The organism is Psychrobacter sp. KFRI-CH2-11, from assembly GCF_038239325.1.
Taxonomy (GTDB): domain Bacteria; phylum Pseudomonadota; class Gammaproteobacteria; order Pseudomonadales; family Moraxellaceae; genus Psychrobacter; species Psychrobacter celer.
Genome location: NZ_CP151283.1, coordinates 67,246 through 83,737, shown reverse-complemented (window position 1 = coordinate 83,737; position 16,492 = coordinate 67,246). Strand labels below are relative to the sequence as shown.

Genomic DNA, 16,492 nt, shown 5'->3' with positions numbered 1-16,492 from the left:
CATGGCTGACACCAAAAGTATTTTAACCACGCCTATCTTTGACAATAACCCCATTGCCCTACAGATCCTAGGTATCTGCTCGGCATTGGCAGTCACCACCAGCATGGCCAACGCCATGGTGATGTGTGTGGCCTTGACACTGGTAACGGCGTTTTCGAGCTTTTTTATCTCTATCATCCGTAAGCAAATTCCATCGAGCATCCGTATCATCGTCCAGATGACGATTATTGCCTCGTTGGTTATTTTGGTCGATCAGGTACTAAAAGCGGTGGCTTATGATGTGAGTAAAGGTCTATCGGTCTTCGTTGGCTTGATCATTACCAACTGTATCGTGATGGGCCGTGCCGAAGCCTTTGCCATGAGCAATCCGCCTGTCCCTAGCTTTTTGGATGGGATCGGTAACGGTCTTGGGTATTCAGCGGTATTGTTATTTGTCGCAACCATCCGTGAGCTACTCGGTGCCGGTACCTGGTTTGGTATCACCATCTTGCAGCCTGTCACTGATGGCGGCTGGTATATTCCAAACGGTTTGTTATTACTACCACCGTCAGCGTTCTTTATCATTGGTTTGTTTATCGCCATCGTGCGTATCTGGAAACCAGAACAAGTTGAAGACGCTGAGTTTGTCATGAAGCCGCAATCTAAAGGCATGGTACATGGAGGCGGTCACTAATGGGACACTATGTTAGTTTATTTATAACCTCAGTCTTTATCGAGAATATGGCGCTGGCCTACTTCTTAGGTATGTGTACCTTTTTGGCAGTGTCCAAAAAAGTCTCAACGGCCATAGGTCTTGGGGTCGCGGTCATTGTCGTGATGGCCATCACCGTACCGCTAAACAATCTGTTGTTTCAGTTTATCCTAAAAAGTGGGGCGCTGGCATGGGCAGGTTTTCCTGATATTGACCTAAGCTTCTTAGGCCTACTCAGTTACATCGGTCTGATTGCTGCGACCGTACAGATTCTAGAGATGTTCTTAGATAAGTTCGTTCCAAGCTTGTACAACGCGCTTGGGGTGTTCTTACCGCTGATTACTGTCAACTGTGCCATCTTGGGTGGTGTTCTGTTTATGGTGGAGCGTGACTACAACTTTAGCGAATCGGTCGTATATGGCGTGGGCGCAGGTTTTGGTTGGGCATTGGCGATTACCGCATTGGCTGGCATCCGTGAAAAGCTCAAATACTCAGATATCCCAGCACCGCTGCGTGGTCTTGGTATTACCTTTATCACGGTTGGTCTGATGTCACTTGGCTTTATGTCTTTTGGCGGTATGTCAATCTAAACCGCTACGCTGAAAAGCCTAGTTAGCGATTTGACCTATTTAATTCATTTATTCGGTAGGGGGAGCAGTAGACGCTGGGCGTCCTGTTACTCCCCTACTCCATAGATTAAGGATACATATCATGGATTATGCTACGGCGATTGGTGGCGTTGCTATGTTTACCTTGATCATCATGGGCCTTGTCGCCATTATTTTGGCGGCGCGCTCAAGACTGGTCAGTTCAGGGGACGTTACCATCCATATCAATGATAATCCCGATAATGACGTTGTGACACCAGCGGGCGGTAAGCTACTGCAAACCCTAGCAAGCGAAGGTATTTTCTTATCTTCAGCTTGTGGTGGCGGTGGTACGTGCGCGCAGTGTCGTTGCCGCGTTATTGAAGGTGGCGGTTCTATCCTGCCCACCGAAGAAGGCTATTTTACGCAAGGCGAGATTCGCAATCACATGCGCTTAGCCTGTCAGGTAGCTGTCAAGCAAGACATGAAAATTGAGATCGACCCTGAGTTTTTTGATGTACAAAAATGGGAATGTGAAGTTGTCTCTAACGATAACGTGGCAACCTTTATCAAAGAGCTGGTACTTAAGATTCCAGAAGGTGAGGAAGTCAACTTCCGCGCTGGTGGCTATGTACAGCTAGAAGCGCCGCCGCATGAAGTACATTACAAAGACTTCGATATCGGCGAAGAGTACCGTGAAGACTGGGAAAAGTTCGGCGTCTTCAAATACGTCTCAAAAGTTGATGAGCCTGTTATTCGTGCGTACTCGATGGCCAACTACCCAGAAGAAAAAGGTATCATCAAGTTTAATATCCGTATCGCCAGTCCACCGCCGCGTGGTCCTGAAGGTATCCCGCCGGGCAAGATGTCGTCTTGGGTATTTAGCCTAAAACCTGGGGACAAGGTGACGGTATCAGGCCCGTATGGTGAGTTCTTTGCCAAAGATACCGATGCTGAGATGATCTTCGTCGGGGGCGGTGCTGGTATGGCACCGATGCGCTCGCATATCTTCGATCAACTAAAACGTCTAAATTCTAAGCGTAAGATTAGCTTTTGGTACGGTGCGCGCTCGATTCGTGAAATGTTCTATGTCGAAGACTACGATCAGCTCGAAGAAGAGTTCGATAACTTTGAGTGGCATGTGGCGCTATCTGATCCATTACCAGAAGATAACTGGGATGGTCCGACCGGCTTTATCCATAATGTCCTGCTTGAAAATTACCTAAAAGACCATCCAAACCCAGAAGACTGTGAATACTACATGTGCGGGCCACCGATGATGAACGCGGCGGTAATCGACATGCTCCATAGTTTGGGCGTGGAGGATGAAAACATCCTACTTGATGACTTCGGTGGTTAAGTAAAAAAGCAAAAATAAAAGCGATAGTAAAAAAAGAGTCTCAAGTGAGGCTCTTTTTTTTGTCAAAAAATTGACCGCTAAGAAAAACACTGACTTAAAACTTGAACTGTAACCTGAGGCAACGCTATTGGCCTTATAAGTGATAAGGGGTGTAAAATAGGAGAGGTTTAGCGCCGTTATTCGTTGACGCTCCACTCACCCCTTTGCTTTATCAAGCTGTGATGACTCATATGACAAATGTAACCTCATTTTTTGCCGCGTTTTTTGCCGCGCCTCAATCCATACGCCCGACCTTACTGACGATGACCACGGTAGGCGCTGTACTGAGCCTCAGTGCCTGCCAGCAGCTCCCTGACTATGACTACCTAAGTGGTGAAACGATGGGCACCAGCTATCATATTAGCTATCAGTTACCAGCAGGGGCGGATGAAGCGGCCATACAAGCAGCCATTGATCAGCGGCTGCAACAGATCAACGACAGCATGTCGACCTATCAATCTGACTCTACCATCTCTAAGTTCAACCAGCTGGGAAAAGACACGCCCATAGCGATCGATGCCGACTTTGCGCATGTGCTTGAGGTGTCGCGCACCGTCTATCAGCAGTCCGGCGGTGCCTTTGATCCGACAGTGATGCCCCTAGTAGAGACATGGGGGTTTGGCAGTACCATGACCGTCGAGCGCTTACAAAGTCCGCCCACTGCACTCGAGATCGCTCAAGCAAAAGCCTTGGTCGATTTTGACAGTATCGTACAAGAACAGCAAAGCATCTACAAAACCAAAGAAGGCGTGGGGCTGGATTTTTCTGCGGTGGCAAAAGGCTATGGCGTCGATGTCATCGCTGATGTGCTCAGAGACGACTATCAAATCAATAATTATATGGTGGAGATAGGCGGCGAAATTGCGACCTCTGGTGTCAACAAACAAAAACAGCCTTGGCAAATCGCTATCGACGCCCCTATCGAAGACAGCACTGTCAGTGAGCGCGAGACCATATCAGCGATTCGCCAACCTATCAGCACGGCCAATCAAATGCATCTGGCGACCTCTGGCAACTACCGCAACTCTGTGGTGTTTGATGGCGAGCGCTATAGCCATACCATCGACCCCACCACAGGCACTCCCATCGCGGGCGGCGCGCCTTCTGTCACTGTCGCCGCAGAGTCTGTGGCGCTGGCCGATGCGTGGGCGACAGCGCTGACTGCCATGCCGTATCAGCAGGCGCTAGACGTCGCTCAAAAGCAAAACCTAGCGGCGATGTTTGTGGTATTAGCCGATACCGATCGTGATAGTGATAAAAAAACCACCAAAGACGCTGACAATATTGGGAAATGGCAAGTGGTACAGACACCAGCGATGCAAGCATTACGTGCCGACAAACCCTTGTAAACTGCCAGCTGCATGCGCCAAACATCTTGATACACTCAAGCGGCATCTGCAAAAATCTGCTATACTATAAAGGTGTTGTCTTTATAGATGACAGCCCTATTTTTAATACGAGGTTTCCTCTATGTTTACTCAATTGCTCCCCATGCTTGCGATTACCTTTACCGTATTTGTGCTGTTTTTTGTCTTTATGGGTATTGGATATATGGTGAAAAAAAAGCCCCTAAAAGGCTCTTGCGGCGGGGTGGCCAAACTGATGGGCGACGAGCATTGCTCATTTTGTGGCAATGACCCAAACAAATGCGACTCACTCATCGCCGAGCAGCAAGAAACCGCGCTTAAAGCCGCTCAGTTAGGCAAATCTGTCTAGAGTAGGTATAGATACCACGTTTGTTACCATACGCTGGTAGTATTTAGTCATCAATTGTTCTTATAATAGCGTCAAACTCTACAAAATAGAGTTGGCGCTATTTTTCTTGTGCCATATTCGTTTTGATAGCTTTTATAAGCCGCTGATGTTTTATAAAGCTAGAATCAAACCTTCATCGTTATCATCCATATACTAAGTTTGCCCTGATTGATAGGGCAGCAAGTTCATATGACAGGCTTTCTGCCTATGTTGTAAAGCTCTAACGGCTTTTCTGACTCATCGTTTTAATGAGACTTTTCTGGTGTTATTTGATAAGCGGTGCTGCGGCGGCGCTATCTAATGACGTGTTTTTTATTTTATATAATAGTCGTGCTGCCATGTCTACCTCTGCAAACCTGTCTGCTTCTCAAACAAAAGCGTCAAAATCCTCCATCCCGCCATCATCACGCTTTACTTTTTGGCTGGTGCTATGCGCGATCGTATTACTCGCGACCAACATGCGCGCGCCTATCGTGGCGCTTGGCTCTATCGCACCTGTGGTGCAAGAGGCGCTTGGTATCTCTGAGACTGAGCTTGGCTGGCTGGGCGCAGTGCCGATGCTGACTTTTGCCTTGGGCGCGCTTATCTCGCCTGCCATCGGTAAGCGCTTTGGGCTTGAGAATACCTTGATTGCGATGATTGCCCTGCTAACGATTGGCATGGTCATCCGCTCGGTGATTCCGACTTGGATTGGCTTTTTGAGCGGGACGGTATTACTGACGCTGGCCATCGGTTTTGCCAATACCTTGGCCGCGCCTGTCATCAAACAGCGCACGCCCAATCACATACCGCTAGTGACAGGCTGCTTTAGCTTGACCTTGACCGTCGCCGCAGGCATCGTCGCAGGTGTGGTGCTGCCGTTATCTGAGCAGTTTGGTTGGCAGTGGGCGCTTGGCGGTTGGGCGCTTTTGGGCTTTTTTGCCTTGGTTTTGTGGGTGTTTTTGCGGGTGCGGCTAGGCTCATCGACACGGGTGGTGGCGCCGCTCGCTACCGGCTCATCAGACATTTCGGTATGGCGCTCAGCATTTGCTTGGCAGATTGCGGTGTTTATGGGTCTGCAGTCTTTGTTGTTTTATACCGTTGCCAGTTTTTTACCATCGATTTGGCTCAGTAAGGGGCTGTCTGCGGTGAGTGCTGGACAAATGGGATCGGTGTTTCAGTTTATGGCACCGGTGGCGATTTTGAGCCTGACGTGGCTGGTCAATCGCGGTCGACCGATTCAGGCACTGGCCGTCTTTGCCGCCGCCTTAAACGTGTTTGGTGTATTGGGCATCATGTACCTATCGACCGACCTTGCTTGGCTGTGGTCTGGGCTCATGGGCATGGGCTGTTCGGCAATTTTTACCTTAAGTATGATGCTGTTTTCTATGCGCACTTATACCGCCAACCAGTCCAGCGAGTTGTCTGGCATGGCGCAGGCGGTGGGATATCTGCTGGCGTTTTTTGGTCCGCTCGGTACTGGCTGGATCCATGATGCCACAGGCAGTTGGGACTTGGCGCTGTTTATGCTGCTGATCTTGATGATCATCAACGTCGTGATGGCGTGGCTGGTCAGTCGCCCAATCATGGTCGATGGTAAGCACGCTTAACATCGGCTTACCCTAAATCACGGTAACCTTATCATAATATTGGTCGCGATCTTATTTTGCTACACTGGTTTGATTGCTTATAGGACAGACTACGTATTATGAAACCATCTTCTCGTTTGACTTCGCACCTACCGGTGGTAGCTCTCTTAGCCATGGTAATGGCCGCCACTGGTTGTCAAAAATCGCCTGATAAGGCTGATACCACGCCGGCCGACAGCACTCAACCAACCCCGCCTATCAGCCAAACTACTCAACCCAGCCAGACTGCCGACACATCATCCACCTCACGGTTGGATGAGCAGCAAGCAGCGCTGACAATCTTGGCGCTGGGCGATTCCTTGACCGAAGGCTTGGGCGTGTCGCCTGAAGATAACTACCCTGCCCAACTAGAAGCTCAGTTAAAAAAAATGGGCTATTCCAATGTCAAAGTCGTGAACTCCGGCTTGAGCGGCGAGACCAGCACAGGGCTGGTCAATCGCTTGGATTGGGTGCTACAGACCAAACCTGATATCACCATACTGACCATCGGTGCCAACGATGCCATGCGTGGTATCGATGTGGCGACTATCGAAAATAAAATCCGTACCGCCATCGAACGCTTGCAAGCAGGTGGCAGCGAAGTCATTTTGGGCGGTATGCAGATTTATGACAATCTTGGCTCAAATTACGTAGAGTCGTTTGCCGCGATTTATCCGCGCATCGCCGAAGACACGGGGGTTACGCTGATTCCGTTCTTTTTGGACGGGGTGGGCGGTGATGCCGCCCTCAACCAAGCGGATGCCATTCACCCGACTAAAGAGGGCTATCGCATGATCGTTAATGAAAATGTTTTGCCAGTGCTCACGCCTAAGCTAGAAAAAATAGTCGAAAGTGAGCGTAATTAAAGGCGCTTATCTGTAGCTGCTTCACTTCGATGCCTTATGGCCTTAAACCAACCAACCGGAACTGTCCCATGACCTCCACATTTACCAGTAACGCCATACTCAGTGCCGCGCATTTACATAAAACCGTGCAAGTCGGTGAGCAATCACTGGCCATCATCAAAGACGTCAGCATCCATGTCGATGCCGGCGAATTTGTGGTGATTATGGGCAAATCAGGCTCAGGTAAATCCACCTTACTGGGTCTACTGGCCGCGCTAGATTATCCCGATAGTGGCTCGGTTACGCTGGCTGGACAAACGCTAAGCGCGCTTGATGAAGATGCGCTAGCGGTGATTCGTCAGCGCGAGATGGGCTTTGTCTTTCAGTCGTTTCATCTACTGCCGACCTTGAGCGTGCGCGAAAATATCGCTTTTCCGCTAGATATCGCGCGTCGTGCTGATCCTGCGCGGGTCGATGCCTTAATCGAAGCAGTCGGACTCGGCCATCGACGTGATAGCTTGCCCAGTCAACTATCCGGCGGTGAGCAGCAGCGCACAGCGGTGGCGCGCGCGCTGGTCGCCCAGCCAAAGATTGTCTTTGCCGATGAGCCGACAGGTAACTTGGATGAGCAAAACGCCGAGCAGGTCATACAGCTATTGCTAGATTTGCGTGCGCAGACAGGCTCGGCGCTGGTCGTCGTGACGCATGATCCAGCACTCGCTGACATGGCCGATCGAGTCATCACCATGCATGACGGTATGATAGATGGGTCAAACGCTGATGAAAAATAAACCAAGCGCTGCTACAACCCAGTCTGCTACAACCCAATCTCATGGCCTGATAGGTCCGCTGTTTACTCGCACGTTAGGCGCGCAAGCCCTCACCCGTAGCTGGTGGCGACGCTGGGTGTATCCGGTATTGTTTTTATTGACGCTGACGCTATCGCTGGCCACTTATCTGACTCTGGACTCTATCCAGCAGTCCGTCGATCGCTACATCACTGACAATCAGCGAGCGCTGGTCGGCGGCGATCTGATACTCAACAGCAAACAAGACTGGCCAAGCGAGGTCATGGTACAAGTCAACACCCTGCCTGCCAGCCAAGTCGTCTACGACCATCAGTTTAGTGCGATGGTGGTGAGCGCAGAGCAGACATTGCTGACACAGCTCAAAGCCGTCTCTCCTGCTTATCCATTATATGGCGACGTCGAGCTGGCCTCCGGACAACCGCTGTGGCAACAGCTGACAGCCGATAGCATCATCGTCGCGCCAGAGGTGCTAAATGGTCTTGGCGCTACCGTCGGCGATGTCGTCACCATCGGTGATGGACGCTTTACCATCCGTGATGTACTGACCAAAGAGCCAGATCGCCCTTTAAGTGCCTTTGGCTTTGGCGGACGGGTCTTGATGCAGCAACAAGCGCTGGCAACCACCAACCTATTGGGGCAGCGCAGCCGTGTCAACTACCGTATCGAGATGGCAGGAGATGCCGAGACGATAGCGGCGCAGCACGCAACGCTTGAGCAGCTACTCGTAAGCCATCCTGATATCGAGCTGTCTGACGCTCAGTCAGCGGATACGTCTGTCTCGCGTATCTCTGATAATGTCTTGATGTTTTTAAAGCTATTGGTCATCGCCGTCCTCCTGCTCTCTGCGGTGGCGATGTATGGGGTGATTAGTGCCTTTGTCAGCAAAGAGCAGCCAAACAACGCCATTCGCCTCGCCTTAGGTGAGCCGCTTGCCTCGCTCAAACGCAGCTACTATCAGTTACTACTTACGACCACCGTCATCGCTTGTATCGCAGCGAGTATCCTTGGTGCCGGCTTACTACAGGTCAGTCAGCCCTACCTTGGCGCTATCTTACCTGCCGATGTGGCGCTAGCGATCAACCCCATTAGCGTCCTAAAAACCATCATCATCGCGCTGCTCTTGAGCTTTGTCATCGCCCAGCGCGGTTTACGCCCGCTGAACCACACCAAACCTGCAACCTTGCTCAATCAAGGCGCAAGTCAGTCCAATCAAAACCTGCCATGGTATCGACGCCTGCCTATACTATGGTACGGGCTGATGCTAACAAGTCTGTATGTGTTTTTTGCTTATGAAGTGGGCTCGTGGCTACTGGGCGCGCAGCTGCTGATCGGTCTGATTGGCTTTGTCGCGATATTTTGGCTGCTTGCTCGTGGCTGGCTATGGCTCTTGGCACAACTGGCCTCGCGCCGCCGTATCAGCTGGATGCAGCGTATCGCCATTCATAATTTGGCGCGCAAAGGCAACCAATCGGCGCTGTTTTTCGTCACCTTATCGCTGTCGGTCGCCGTCCTAACACTTATCACCACGCTTAATCACAGTATCAACGAGCAGTTTATCAACACCTACCCTGCAGACGCGCCCAATATATTTTTGCTCGATGTGCAAAGCGCGCAGCATGCGGCGATCGGCACCATTATCGATGCGCCAGTGAGCTACTACCCAGTCATTCGGGCGCGGGTGGTGGCAGCAGGCGGCGTGCCTGTACAAGATATCGAGCCTACAGAAGGTTTTGATGATCCGGCGCGAGTGTTTAATTTAAGCTACGCCGACACGGTGATGGATACTGAGTTCATCACTGATTCTCTAGAAAAAAACGCGCTCTATGCGCCTATCACCACCGATCATACCGATAATGGCAACGCCGCGCAGACCATAGCACCCCTATCTATCTTGGATACGGCCGCCAGTTTGCTCAATGTCGACATGGGCGATGAGATCGTCTTTAATATTCAGGGTATCGAGCTGACCGGTGAGATCACCAGTATTCGCTCGCGCTTCGAGCGTGGCCCGAGTCCGTATTTTTATTTTTTGTTTGAGCCATCGGTGCTGTCCAGCGCGCCGCAAATCCAGTTTGCCACCGCGCATATCCCTGAGGACCGTATCGCCGAGGTACAAGGTCAGCTGGTACGCAAGTTCCCTGCTGTCACCACCATTGACGGTACCGCTATCGCCGAGCAAGTCCAAGAGCTGGTCGTGCAAATGAGCCGCTTGGTCTATGTCTTCACTCTACTGGCATTGCTAACAGGCGTCATGGTATTGATCAGCTCGCTGCTGTCCACCTCACAGGACCGTATGACCGAGAGCGCCTCATTTCGCTTGCTGGGGATGCAAAAGCGCGATTTATATATGCTCAATATCTTAGAGCTTGGCGTGCTTGGGATTAGTGCGGCGGTGTTTGCGATGACTATCGCTAGTGTTGGTGCGTGGTTTGCGATTACCCAATGGTTTGACTTACGCTATAGTGTGCCATGGATGAGCTTAAGCATTGGCGGTGCAGCATTAGTTGCCTTGTTATTTGGTATTGCTATTATTTATGTACGCTTGGTGATTGGACGCGGGATTATGGCTCGGGTTCGGGCGATGGTTTGAGAAGCGTTAAAAAATTGTACTCAATTTTAGCTTTGCAAGAATTCCGCCCCAAATCTCTGAATTCCTAAACCCTCAAACCAAAACGCACACTATGGATATAGTGGGCGTTTTTTTACTTAAGACACAACTATATAAACCAATATCAGCCGCGCAGATTGCTTATTTTATAGAAACCTTTTGCTATACTAGCCTGACTTTATCGATTAAATCCTCCCTTACACTTCTCTAAAACAGCACGGTAACCTTATGAAATTCTCCAAGTTTGGTCAGAAATTTACCCAGCCGACCGGCATCTCTCAGCTTATGGATGATCTAGGCGATGCGCTCAAAAGCGATCAGCCAGTCAATATGCTCGGCGGTGGTAATCCGGCGCGGATCGATGCGGTCAATGAGTTATTTCTGCAGACGTATCAAGCGCTAGGCAGCGATGGTAGCTTTTGTGAGGAGGCCAATAGCACGGCGACGAGTAGCATGGCCAATTACTCCAACCCGCAAGGCGATGCCGCCTTTATCGAGGCGTTGGTGGGCTTCTTTAATCGCCATTATGATTGGAATCTCACGGCGAATAATATCGCGCTGACCAATGGCTCACAAAATGCGTTTTTCTTTTTGTTTAATTTGTTTGGCGGCGCTTTCGTTGACGAAAAAAACGAATCTATCGATAAATCCATATTATTGCCGCTGACGCCTGAATATATTGGCTATAGCGATGTGCATATAGAGGGTCAGCACTTTACCGCTGTGTTGCCGCATATTGAAGAAGTGACGCATGAGGGCGAAGACGGCTTCTTCAAATATCGCGTGGATTTTGAGGCGTTAGAGAGCTTGCCCGCGCTGACCGAAGGTCGTATCGGCGCGATTTGCTGCTCACGCCCGACCAATCCAACCGGTAATGTGTTGACCGATGAAGAGATGTCGCGCTTGGCCAAGATTGCGCGTCGCTATGAGGTACCGCTAATCATCGATAATGCGTATGGTATGCCCTTCCCCAATATTATTTATTCAGACGTCACGCTCAATTGGGATGACAATACCATTTTGTGTTTTAGCCTGTCCAAGATTGGCTTGCCGGGGGTGCGTACGGGAGTTATCGTGGCCGCGCCTGAGGTCATCGCAGCGGTCAGCGCGATGAATGCGGTGGTGAATCTCTCGCCCACGCGCTTTGGGGCGTCTATCGCCACGCCTCTGGTCGAAAACGATGCAATTAAAGACTTGTCCGATAACGAAATTAAGCCGTTTTATCAGCAGCAAGCGAAAACCGCGGTTGCCCTACTCCAGAACGAGCTGGGTGATTATCCATTGATGATTCATAAGCCTGAGGGGGCGATATTCTTTTGGTTGTGGTTTAAGGATTTACCGATTACCACACTTGAGCTTTACGATATTCTCAAAGAAAAAGGCACGCTTATCGTCCCAAGTCAGTATTTCTTCCCTGGTGTCGATATCAGTGACTATCAACACGCGCATGAGTGTATTCGGATGAGTATCGCGGCGGATGAAGACACGTTGGCCAAAGGCATTGCAGTGATTGGTGACGTGGTACGAAAGCTATATGATGAGGCTAAGTAAAACCTGCTCTTTTTGAATGTAAAAAACGGACTAGGGCGTGTCCCTAATTCAGTTTGCAATGAATCATAGTACAAGCTAGATACAGCATAGACTTATAATTACGAGCCAATTTCTCGTATCGAGTCGCAATACTACGGAACTGCTTTAGCCTTGCAAACGTGTTTTCAACTAAGTGTCGTAGCTTATATAAATAATGATCAAACGCTACATCTGGTTGTTTAGCATTTCTTCTTTTAGGGATGACAGGGCTTATGTTGTCTTGCTTTAGCCTGTTTCTAATGGTTTCAGAATCATAAGCTTTATCAGCAATGAAGTAGGTCGCATCCGTTAACATCTCTATGATGTCATCTACCGCTTGGCTGTCGTGGACGTCACCCCCAGTGATTTTAAAATCAATCGGGTTTCCATGCGAGTCGACGGCGAGATGTATCTTGGTGGTTGTTCCACCTCGAGATTTTCCAGTGGCTCGAAGCTCTCCTCGTCTGGCGCCGCTTGAATGCTGATGACAGCGGATGTAGCTTCCGTCTGCGAATACCCATTCTTCATCAATACTTGCTCGTAGGTCAAAAAAAATTGCTCCCATAAGCCTTTTTTTGACAACCTGTTAAATCGATTATAGGCGGTTTTCCATGGACATAGCTCACTCGGTATATCACGCCATGGGGCTCCTGTACGAAGTTTCCACAATATGGCTTCCATAACTTGTCTGTCGTTTTTCCAAGTATGACAGCCATGAGCTTTCATGGTACTTTGGAGTTGTTCCCATGTATTATCATTGAGCACTGTTCTTGCCATAATTTAGAGAGCCATGTGGTAAATAGTCTCTTTATTTTAAAGGCTTTATACTTGCTTTTCCAGATTAGGGACACGCCCTAATAAATAGTCCGTTTTTTTGGATTAAACGCATCAAAACCTGTTAATTAAGCGCGTTTAGCAACGCTTTGGCACTTATTTTACCAAAGTCATTGGCTGCGAGCGGCCCATCACCTGAGATTAGCTTACGATCTTGATACGTTTGCCCCGAGGCCAGTTTATTGTCAATGGTAACGCCTAAATCTTCTAACTTATCCGCAAAGTACCACGTTAACTCACCCGGCAAATAACCAATTTTTGGCATTTGCTTATCCATCGCAGTGGGGAACGCCACCATTTTATAGTCCTTATAGATAAAGTCGCGACTGCCAGCATCGTCTTGATTTGCCTTTTTATCGGAGCGGTCAGGGCTATCTAGATTAGCCGCCAATAACGCTGCTGGTCCATGACAAATCGCCAAGGTAAACAAATCGTTTTTATACGCCCAGCGCAGCAACTCACCAAAGTTTTTATCCTCCGGCAGGCCGAGCATCGCGCCATGACCACCAGGGATAAAAATCGCTGCATAGTCGTCACTGGCATCATTATCAGCCATGTCATTTTTGACAAAATCCGCGATACTTTTTGGACTTTCAAACTTGGTCTCGTACTCGCTATAGAGTTGTTTGACGTCGTCATCATCCTCTGGCATCGCCCACTGCTCGACTTTTACAGACTCACCGGTTGGGGTAAATACATCGACATCGAAGCCTGCTTGCTTAAAGTGTAATAACGGCACCATCATCTCTACAGGGTGATTACCGGTCTTAAATTTATTACCGTTTTTCATGGTCATATACTGCTCTTGGGTACAGACCATCATGATTTTTTTATCGCCGGTATAGGGGTCGTCGTACTCGGTATGATCGTAGTTGGTCTTACTCGGTGCGGCTATTTTTAGCGAGGATGGGGAGGGTATAAAAACGCCTGCCTCTATCTCTTGCGGCTCTAACCCCAAGGTGTCTTTGGCCTTGTCTAATAGATCTTGGATATTCATCGTACTTCCTTTTTTATTGCTTATAGTTTTATGACTTGTATTGGCCTCATCAAAAAAGATGACACCTGTAAAGTAGCAAAATAAGGAGACGTAAAATAGACGAGACTTTTTATGTTTCGTAAGCTTTGTAAAAATAAGGCCGCTTATAAACCTGCAACTGGTACAAATTTTTCTTGCATGCTGTGCCTGCGCCGCTCAAGGCTAAGAAAAACCACGTGTCTTCTCGCTGTATCGTTTTTATATCGGATTGACTATAGTGACGGGCGACAGCAGAAGCTAGCTTTAGCCGTCCATTTTTTTATGGCGCTTGAGTAAGGCTTTGGTATGGGGGGTAGGCTGAAATATTTTTAGCCATTTATTGGCCGCATACAGCACCAAGGGCAGCAGGCAGGTGTTTATCAGGTCGTGTAGGCTGGCTTTGATATCCAAGACTTCCAGCGCAAACACCCCTTTTGGAATGATGATATGGCGATTATCTAGATATTCCCCGAGCAGCGCCACGCTCACCACCACCAGCAGTGCCATAAAAGCTCTGAGATTTTGGTTTTTGATAAGAGGGCGCAGTATCAGCAGGCACAGCAGATATACCCCGACACCGACATAGATGTGCAGCGCATCTTTGGCTAGGCCTGTGACGTCGATGATATTGATTTTAAACGCGGTAAAATCCACTGGTGTTTTCCGTATATAACAGCAAGCAATAGCTGCGGCCTATAAAAAGTGAGCAACGCTGCCGACTCGCCTTTCAAACTAATATCTGTTCAGCGTGACTACTGATGAAAAAGACAGCGTTGTCAGGCTATATATCCCACTCCACAAAGTTTTTTAATAGCTGCAAGCCTGCGGTGTGGCTTTTTTCGGGGTGAAACTGGGTGGCAAACAAGTTGTCTTGGATCACGCTGGCACAAAACGGCTGGCCATAGTCGCAGACAGCGGCCACTTGTGCGCTGTTGGCAGGCGCGCAGTAATAACTGTGCACAAAATAAAAATACGCATGGTCATCGATACCGCGCCACAATGGATGGTGAAAGTCCATACCGCTAATGGTATTCCAGCCCATGTGCGGCACTTTAATCGTCGCGCCTTGCTCTTCTGTCCACGCCGGATCAAAGGCTTCTACGCTACCATTTAGGATGCCTAGGCAATTTGTGCCGCCATTTTCTGCCGATTGCTCAAACAGCGCTTGCATACCGACACAAATGGCCATCACGGGTTTGTTAAAGATCGCGTCGCGTACGACATCATCGATACCCGCAGCGGCCATACCAGCCATACAATCGCGCATGGCACCGACACCGGGGAAGACGATTTTGTCGGCAGCAGCGACGACTTTTGGGTCATTGGTGATAGAGACGTCTGCCCCTACCGCTGACAATGCTTTGCCAGCTGAGTGCAAATTGCCCATGCCGTAATCTAATAGTGCTACTTTCATAATTCCTCACATACTAACCAATAACGATTAACCGTTGCATAACTATTATATTCGGGTGATTCTTCGCCTATGGTGACAACCTTGAGGTTATTACCATAGATGTCAGCAAAGTTAAATATACACTGACCAAGCCCCGTTCCCGCACAGGTTTCAGTTTCGCTATAACCTTTATTCCAAAATATTGCTTCGTTACCATAGCGGATATCTGAATCATCAGTATCGTTATAATCAATACTATTTAACGGTTGCCAGCCTGCTCTTAGCAGTGAAGTTCTAGCATCGTGATAGCTTAGATCAGTAATAGCAGGCACTTTGCTGTGCTGGATCACTGGACATTGAGCAAAGCCAGTATTGGCGACAACCATTGTAATGACAGCTAATACAAGGGTTGTAGATCGCTGCATTTAAAACGCCTCTTTGGTCGACGGCAAGGTATTTAGCGCGCGCTCATCATATTCACAGGCCATACGCAGGGCGCGAGCAAAGGCTTTAAAGGTCGACTCGATCTGGTGATGGCTGTTTTTGCCTTTAAGATTGTCCAAATGCACGGTCATCCATGAGTGGTTGACAAAGCCATAAAAGAATTCACTAAACAGATCGACATCGAACTTGCCGACATGTGAGCGGGTAAATGGAATATCCATATGCAGACCTGGACGCCCTGAGAGATCGACGACCGCGCGAGTCAATGACTCATCGAGCGGCGCATAAAAATGCCCATAACGACGAATGCCTTTTTTGTCGCCGAGCGCTTTGGCAAATGCCTGCCCAAGGGTGATACCGGTGTCCTCGACGCTGTGATGGTCATCGATATAGGTATCGCCTGTGCATTTTATATCTAAGTCAAACAAGCCATGACGCTTGATTTGATCGATCATATGATCCAAAAACGGCACCCCTGTGTCGACGATGCCTTGACCGGTGCCATCGAGATTGACCGTACATTTGACTTGGGTCTCAGCGGTATTGCGCTCAACGGTGGCGGTGCGCGCTGGACGGCCATGTAGGTTTGGGGTTTGTGGCAGGGATTGTTCAGGGGTATGGGTGGTCGAATTGGCTGTCATGGCTACTCTCTATCAATAAAAGCGGTCAATAAAATGTGCTCAATAAAATAGGACGACAAACGTCCAATAAACACTCGTACGTTGCGAGCGGTGTCAACAAAGTCTGTCAATTACAAAAGATTAAAAAAGACTAAAACATGGCTGGCGTGCATGAGCTAAATGCAGTCTGTCTGCCAGAGACAATACGCGGCCTACCTGCATCATAGCAAACCCTAACCACGACCGCCACGGCCAAGCGCCAAACCACGCACAAAATCTGCGTATTCTGCTAAAATAGTGCATTGAGTTTTATCAA

The 16,492-nt window shown here is 49.0% G+C and carries 16 protein-coding genes; 10 read left to right on the top strand and 6 right to left on the bottom strand.

Annotated features, from left to right (window positions below; all coding sequences use genetic code 11):
* The first annotated feature begins 1 nt into the window (after nt 1).
* The 10 genes from AADH33_RS00375 to AADH33_RS00330 all read left to right on the top strand — a co-directional run bounded on the left by AADH33_RS00375 (nt 2) and on the right by AADH33_RS00330 (nt 11,852).
* Entirely contained in the window at nt 2-673 is a 672-nt protein-coding gene (locus AADH33_RS00375; protein WP_075101260.1) for an NADH:ubiquinone reductase (Na(+)-transporting) subunit D, read from the top strand.
* Nucleotides 673-1,281: an NADH:ubiquinone reductase (Na(+)-transporting) subunit E gene (nqrE, locus tag AADH33_RS00370; RefSeq protein ID WP_075101261.1), complete on the top strand. Its 609-nt coding sequence runs from the start codon at nt 673-675 to the stop codon at nt 1,279-1,281. The genes AADH33_RS00375 and nqrE overlap by 1 nt, the downstream gene beginning before the upstream one ends.
* A 121-nt stretch (nt 1,282-1,402) precedes the next feature.
* Nucleotides 1,403-2,638, top strand: coding sequence for an NADH:ubiquinone reductase (Na(+)-transporting) subunit F (gene nqrF / locus AADH33_RS00365; protein WP_348549197.1), 1,236 nt, complete (start codon nt 1,403-1,405; stop codon nt 2,636-2,638).
* Nucleotides 2,639-2,940: 302 nt separating this feature from the next.
* The gene (locus tag AADH33_RS00360; RefSeq protein WP_348550000.1) at nt 2,941-4,026 is read left to right on the top strand and encodes an FAD:protein FMN transferase; all 1,086 of its coding nucleotides are present in this window, start codon (nt 2,941-2,943) and stop codon (nt 4,024-4,026) included.
* Between the two features lie 121 nt (nt 4,027-4,147).
* Entirely contained in the window at nt 4,148-4,393 is a 246-nt protein-coding gene (nqrM, locus tag AADH33_RS00355) for a (Na+)-NQR maturation NqrM (RefSeq protein WP_075101264.1), read from the top strand.
* 287 nt (nt 4,394-4,680) lie between these two features.
* Nucleotides 4,681-6,021 carry an MFS transporter gene (locus tag AADH33_RS00350; protein ID WP_143507068.1) on the top strand — a complete coding sequence of 447 codons (1,341 nt, stop codon included), beginning with the start codon at nt 4,681-4,683 and terminating at the stop codon, nt 6,019-6,021.
* A 98-nt stretch (nt 6,022-6,119) separates the two neighbouring features.
* Complete coding sequence (locus AADH33_RS00345; RefSeq protein ID WP_348549196.1) at nt 6,120-6,905, top strand: arylesterase; 786 nt, start codon at nt 6,120-6,122, stop codon at nt 6,903-6,905.
* Nucleotides 6,906-6,973: 68 nt separating this feature from the next.
* Nucleotides 6,974-7,675 (top strand): ABC transporter ATP-binding protein, encoded by a 702-nt coding sequence (locus AADH33_RS00340; RefSeq protein WP_348549195.1) that lies wholly within the window; start codon nt 6,974-6,976, stop codon nt 7,673-7,675.
* Complete coding sequence (locus AADH33_RS00335) at nt 7,665-10,283, top strand: ABC transporter permease (RefSeq protein ID WP_348549194.1); 2,619 nt, start codon at nt 7,665-7,667, stop codon at nt 10,281-10,283. Before AADH33_RS00340 ends, AADH33_RS00335 begins: the two co-directional genes overlap by 11 nt.
* A 246-nt stretch (nt 10,284-10,529) precedes the next feature.
* Complete coding sequence (locus AADH33_RS00330) at nt 10,530-11,852, top strand: valine--pyruvate transaminase (protein ID WP_348549193.1); 1,323 nt, start codon at nt 10,530-10,532, stop codon at nt 11,850-11,852.
* Nucleotides 11,853-11,895: 43 nt separating this feature from the next.
* On the opposite strand, the gene AADH33_RS00325 is transcribed toward AADH33_RS00330, so the two are convergent.
* From AADH33_RS00325 to hisB, 6 genes are all read right to left on the bottom strand, one after another.
* Nucleotides 11,896-12,647 (bottom strand): IS5 family transposase gene (locus AADH33_RS00325; RefSeq protein ID WP_198411581.1). Its coding sequence is split into 2 segments (ribosomal slippage): nt 11,896-12,419 and nt 12,419-12,647, totalling 753 coding nucleotides; the frame shifts between segments, so codons are not numbered across the junction.
* A 121-nt stretch (nt 12,648-12,768) separates the two neighbouring features.
* Complete coding sequence (locus AADH33_RS00320; RefSeq protein ID WP_348549192.1) at nt 12,769-13,701, bottom strand: DJ-1/PfpI family protein; 933 nt, start codon at nt 13,699-13,701, stop codon at nt 12,769-12,771.
* 282 nt (nt 13,702-13,983) lie between these two features.
* Nucleotides 13,984-14,373 carry a hypothetical protein gene (locus AADH33_RS00315; protein WP_348549191.1) on the bottom strand — a complete coding sequence of 130 codons (390 nt, stop codon included), beginning with the start codon at nt 14,371-14,373 and terminating at the stop codon, nt 13,984-13,986.
* 127 nt (nt 14,374-14,500) lie between these two features.
* Nucleotides 14,501-15,133 (bottom strand): imidazole glycerol phosphate synthase subunit HisH, encoded by a 633-nt coding sequence (gene hisH / locus AADH33_RS00310; protein ID WP_348549190.1) that lies wholly within the window; start codon nt 15,131-15,133, stop codon nt 14,501-14,503.
* Nucleotides 15,130-15,537: a hypothetical protein gene (locus AADH33_RS00305; RefSeq protein WP_207969957.1), complete on the bottom strand. Its 408-nt coding sequence runs from the start codon at nt 15,535-15,537 to the stop codon at nt 15,130-15,132. The genes hisH and AADH33_RS00305 overlap by 4 nt, the downstream gene beginning before the upstream one ends.
* Nucleotides 15,538-16,197 (bottom strand): imidazoleglycerol-phosphate dehydratase HisB, encoded by a 660-nt coding sequence (gene hisB, locus AADH33_RS00300; RefSeq protein ID WP_243456282.1) that lies wholly within the window; start codon nt 16,195-16,197, stop codon nt 15,538-15,540.
* Between the last annotated feature and the right edge of the window lie 295 nt (nt 16,198-16,492).

What these genes read in the sequence shown, in the direction of transcription:
- AADH33_RS00375 (WP_075101260.1), top strand. Translation starts at nt 2, where the DNA reads ATGGCTGACACCAAAAGTATTTTAACCACGCCTATCTTTGACAATAAC.
- nqrE (WP_075101261.1), top strand. Translation starts at nt 673, where the DNA reads ATGGGACACTATGTTAGTTTATTTATAACCTCAGTCTTTATCGAGAAT.
- nqrF (WP_348549197.1), top strand. Translation starts at nt 1,403, where the DNA reads ATGGATTATGCTACGGCGATTGGTGGCGTTGCTATGTTTACCTTGATC.
- AADH33_RS00360 (WP_348550000.1), top strand. Translation starts at nt 2,941, where the DNA reads ATGACCACGGTAGGCGCTGTACTGAGCCTCAGTGCCTGCCAGCAGCTC.
- nqrM (WP_075101264.1), top strand. Translation starts at nt 4,148, where the DNA reads ATGTTTACTCAATTGCTCCCCATGCTTGCGATTACCTTTACCGTATTT.
- AADH33_RS00350 (WP_143507068.1), top strand. Translation starts at nt 4,681, where the DNA reads ATGAGACTTTTCTGGTGTTATTTGATAAGCGGTGCTGCGGCGGCGCTA.
- AADH33_RS00345 (WP_348549196.1), top strand. Translation starts at nt 6,120, where the DNA reads ATGAAACCATCTTCTCGTTTGACTTCGCACCTACCGGTGGTAGCTCTC.
- AADH33_RS00340 (WP_348549195.1), top strand. Translation starts at nt 6,974, where the DNA reads ATGACCTCCACATTTACCAGTAACGCCATACTCAGTGCCGCGCATTTA.
- AADH33_RS00335 (WP_348549194.1), top strand. Translation starts at nt 7,665, where the DNA reads ATGAAAAATAAACCAAGCGCTGCTACAACCCAGTCTGCTACAACCCAA.
- AADH33_RS00330 (WP_348549193.1), top strand. Translation starts at nt 10,530, where the DNA reads ATGAAATTCTCCAAGTTTGGTCAGAAATTTACCCAGCCGACCGGCATC.
- AADH33_RS00320 (WP_348549192.1), bottom strand. Translation starts at nt 13,701, where the DNA reads ATGAATATCCAAGATCTATTAGACAAGGCCAAAGACACCTTGGGGTTA.
- hisH (WP_348549190.1), bottom strand. Translation starts at nt 15,133, where the DNA reads ATGAAAGTAGCACTATTAGATTACGGCATGGGCAATTTGCACTCAGCT.
- AADH33_RS00305 (WP_207969957.1), bottom strand. Translation starts at nt 15,537, where the DNA reads ATGCAGCGATCTACAACCCTTGTATTAGCTGTCATTACAATGGTTGTC.
- hisB (WP_243456282.1), bottom strand. Translation starts at nt 16,197, where the DNA reads ATGACAGCCAATTCGACCACCCATACCCCTGAACAATCCCTGCCACAA.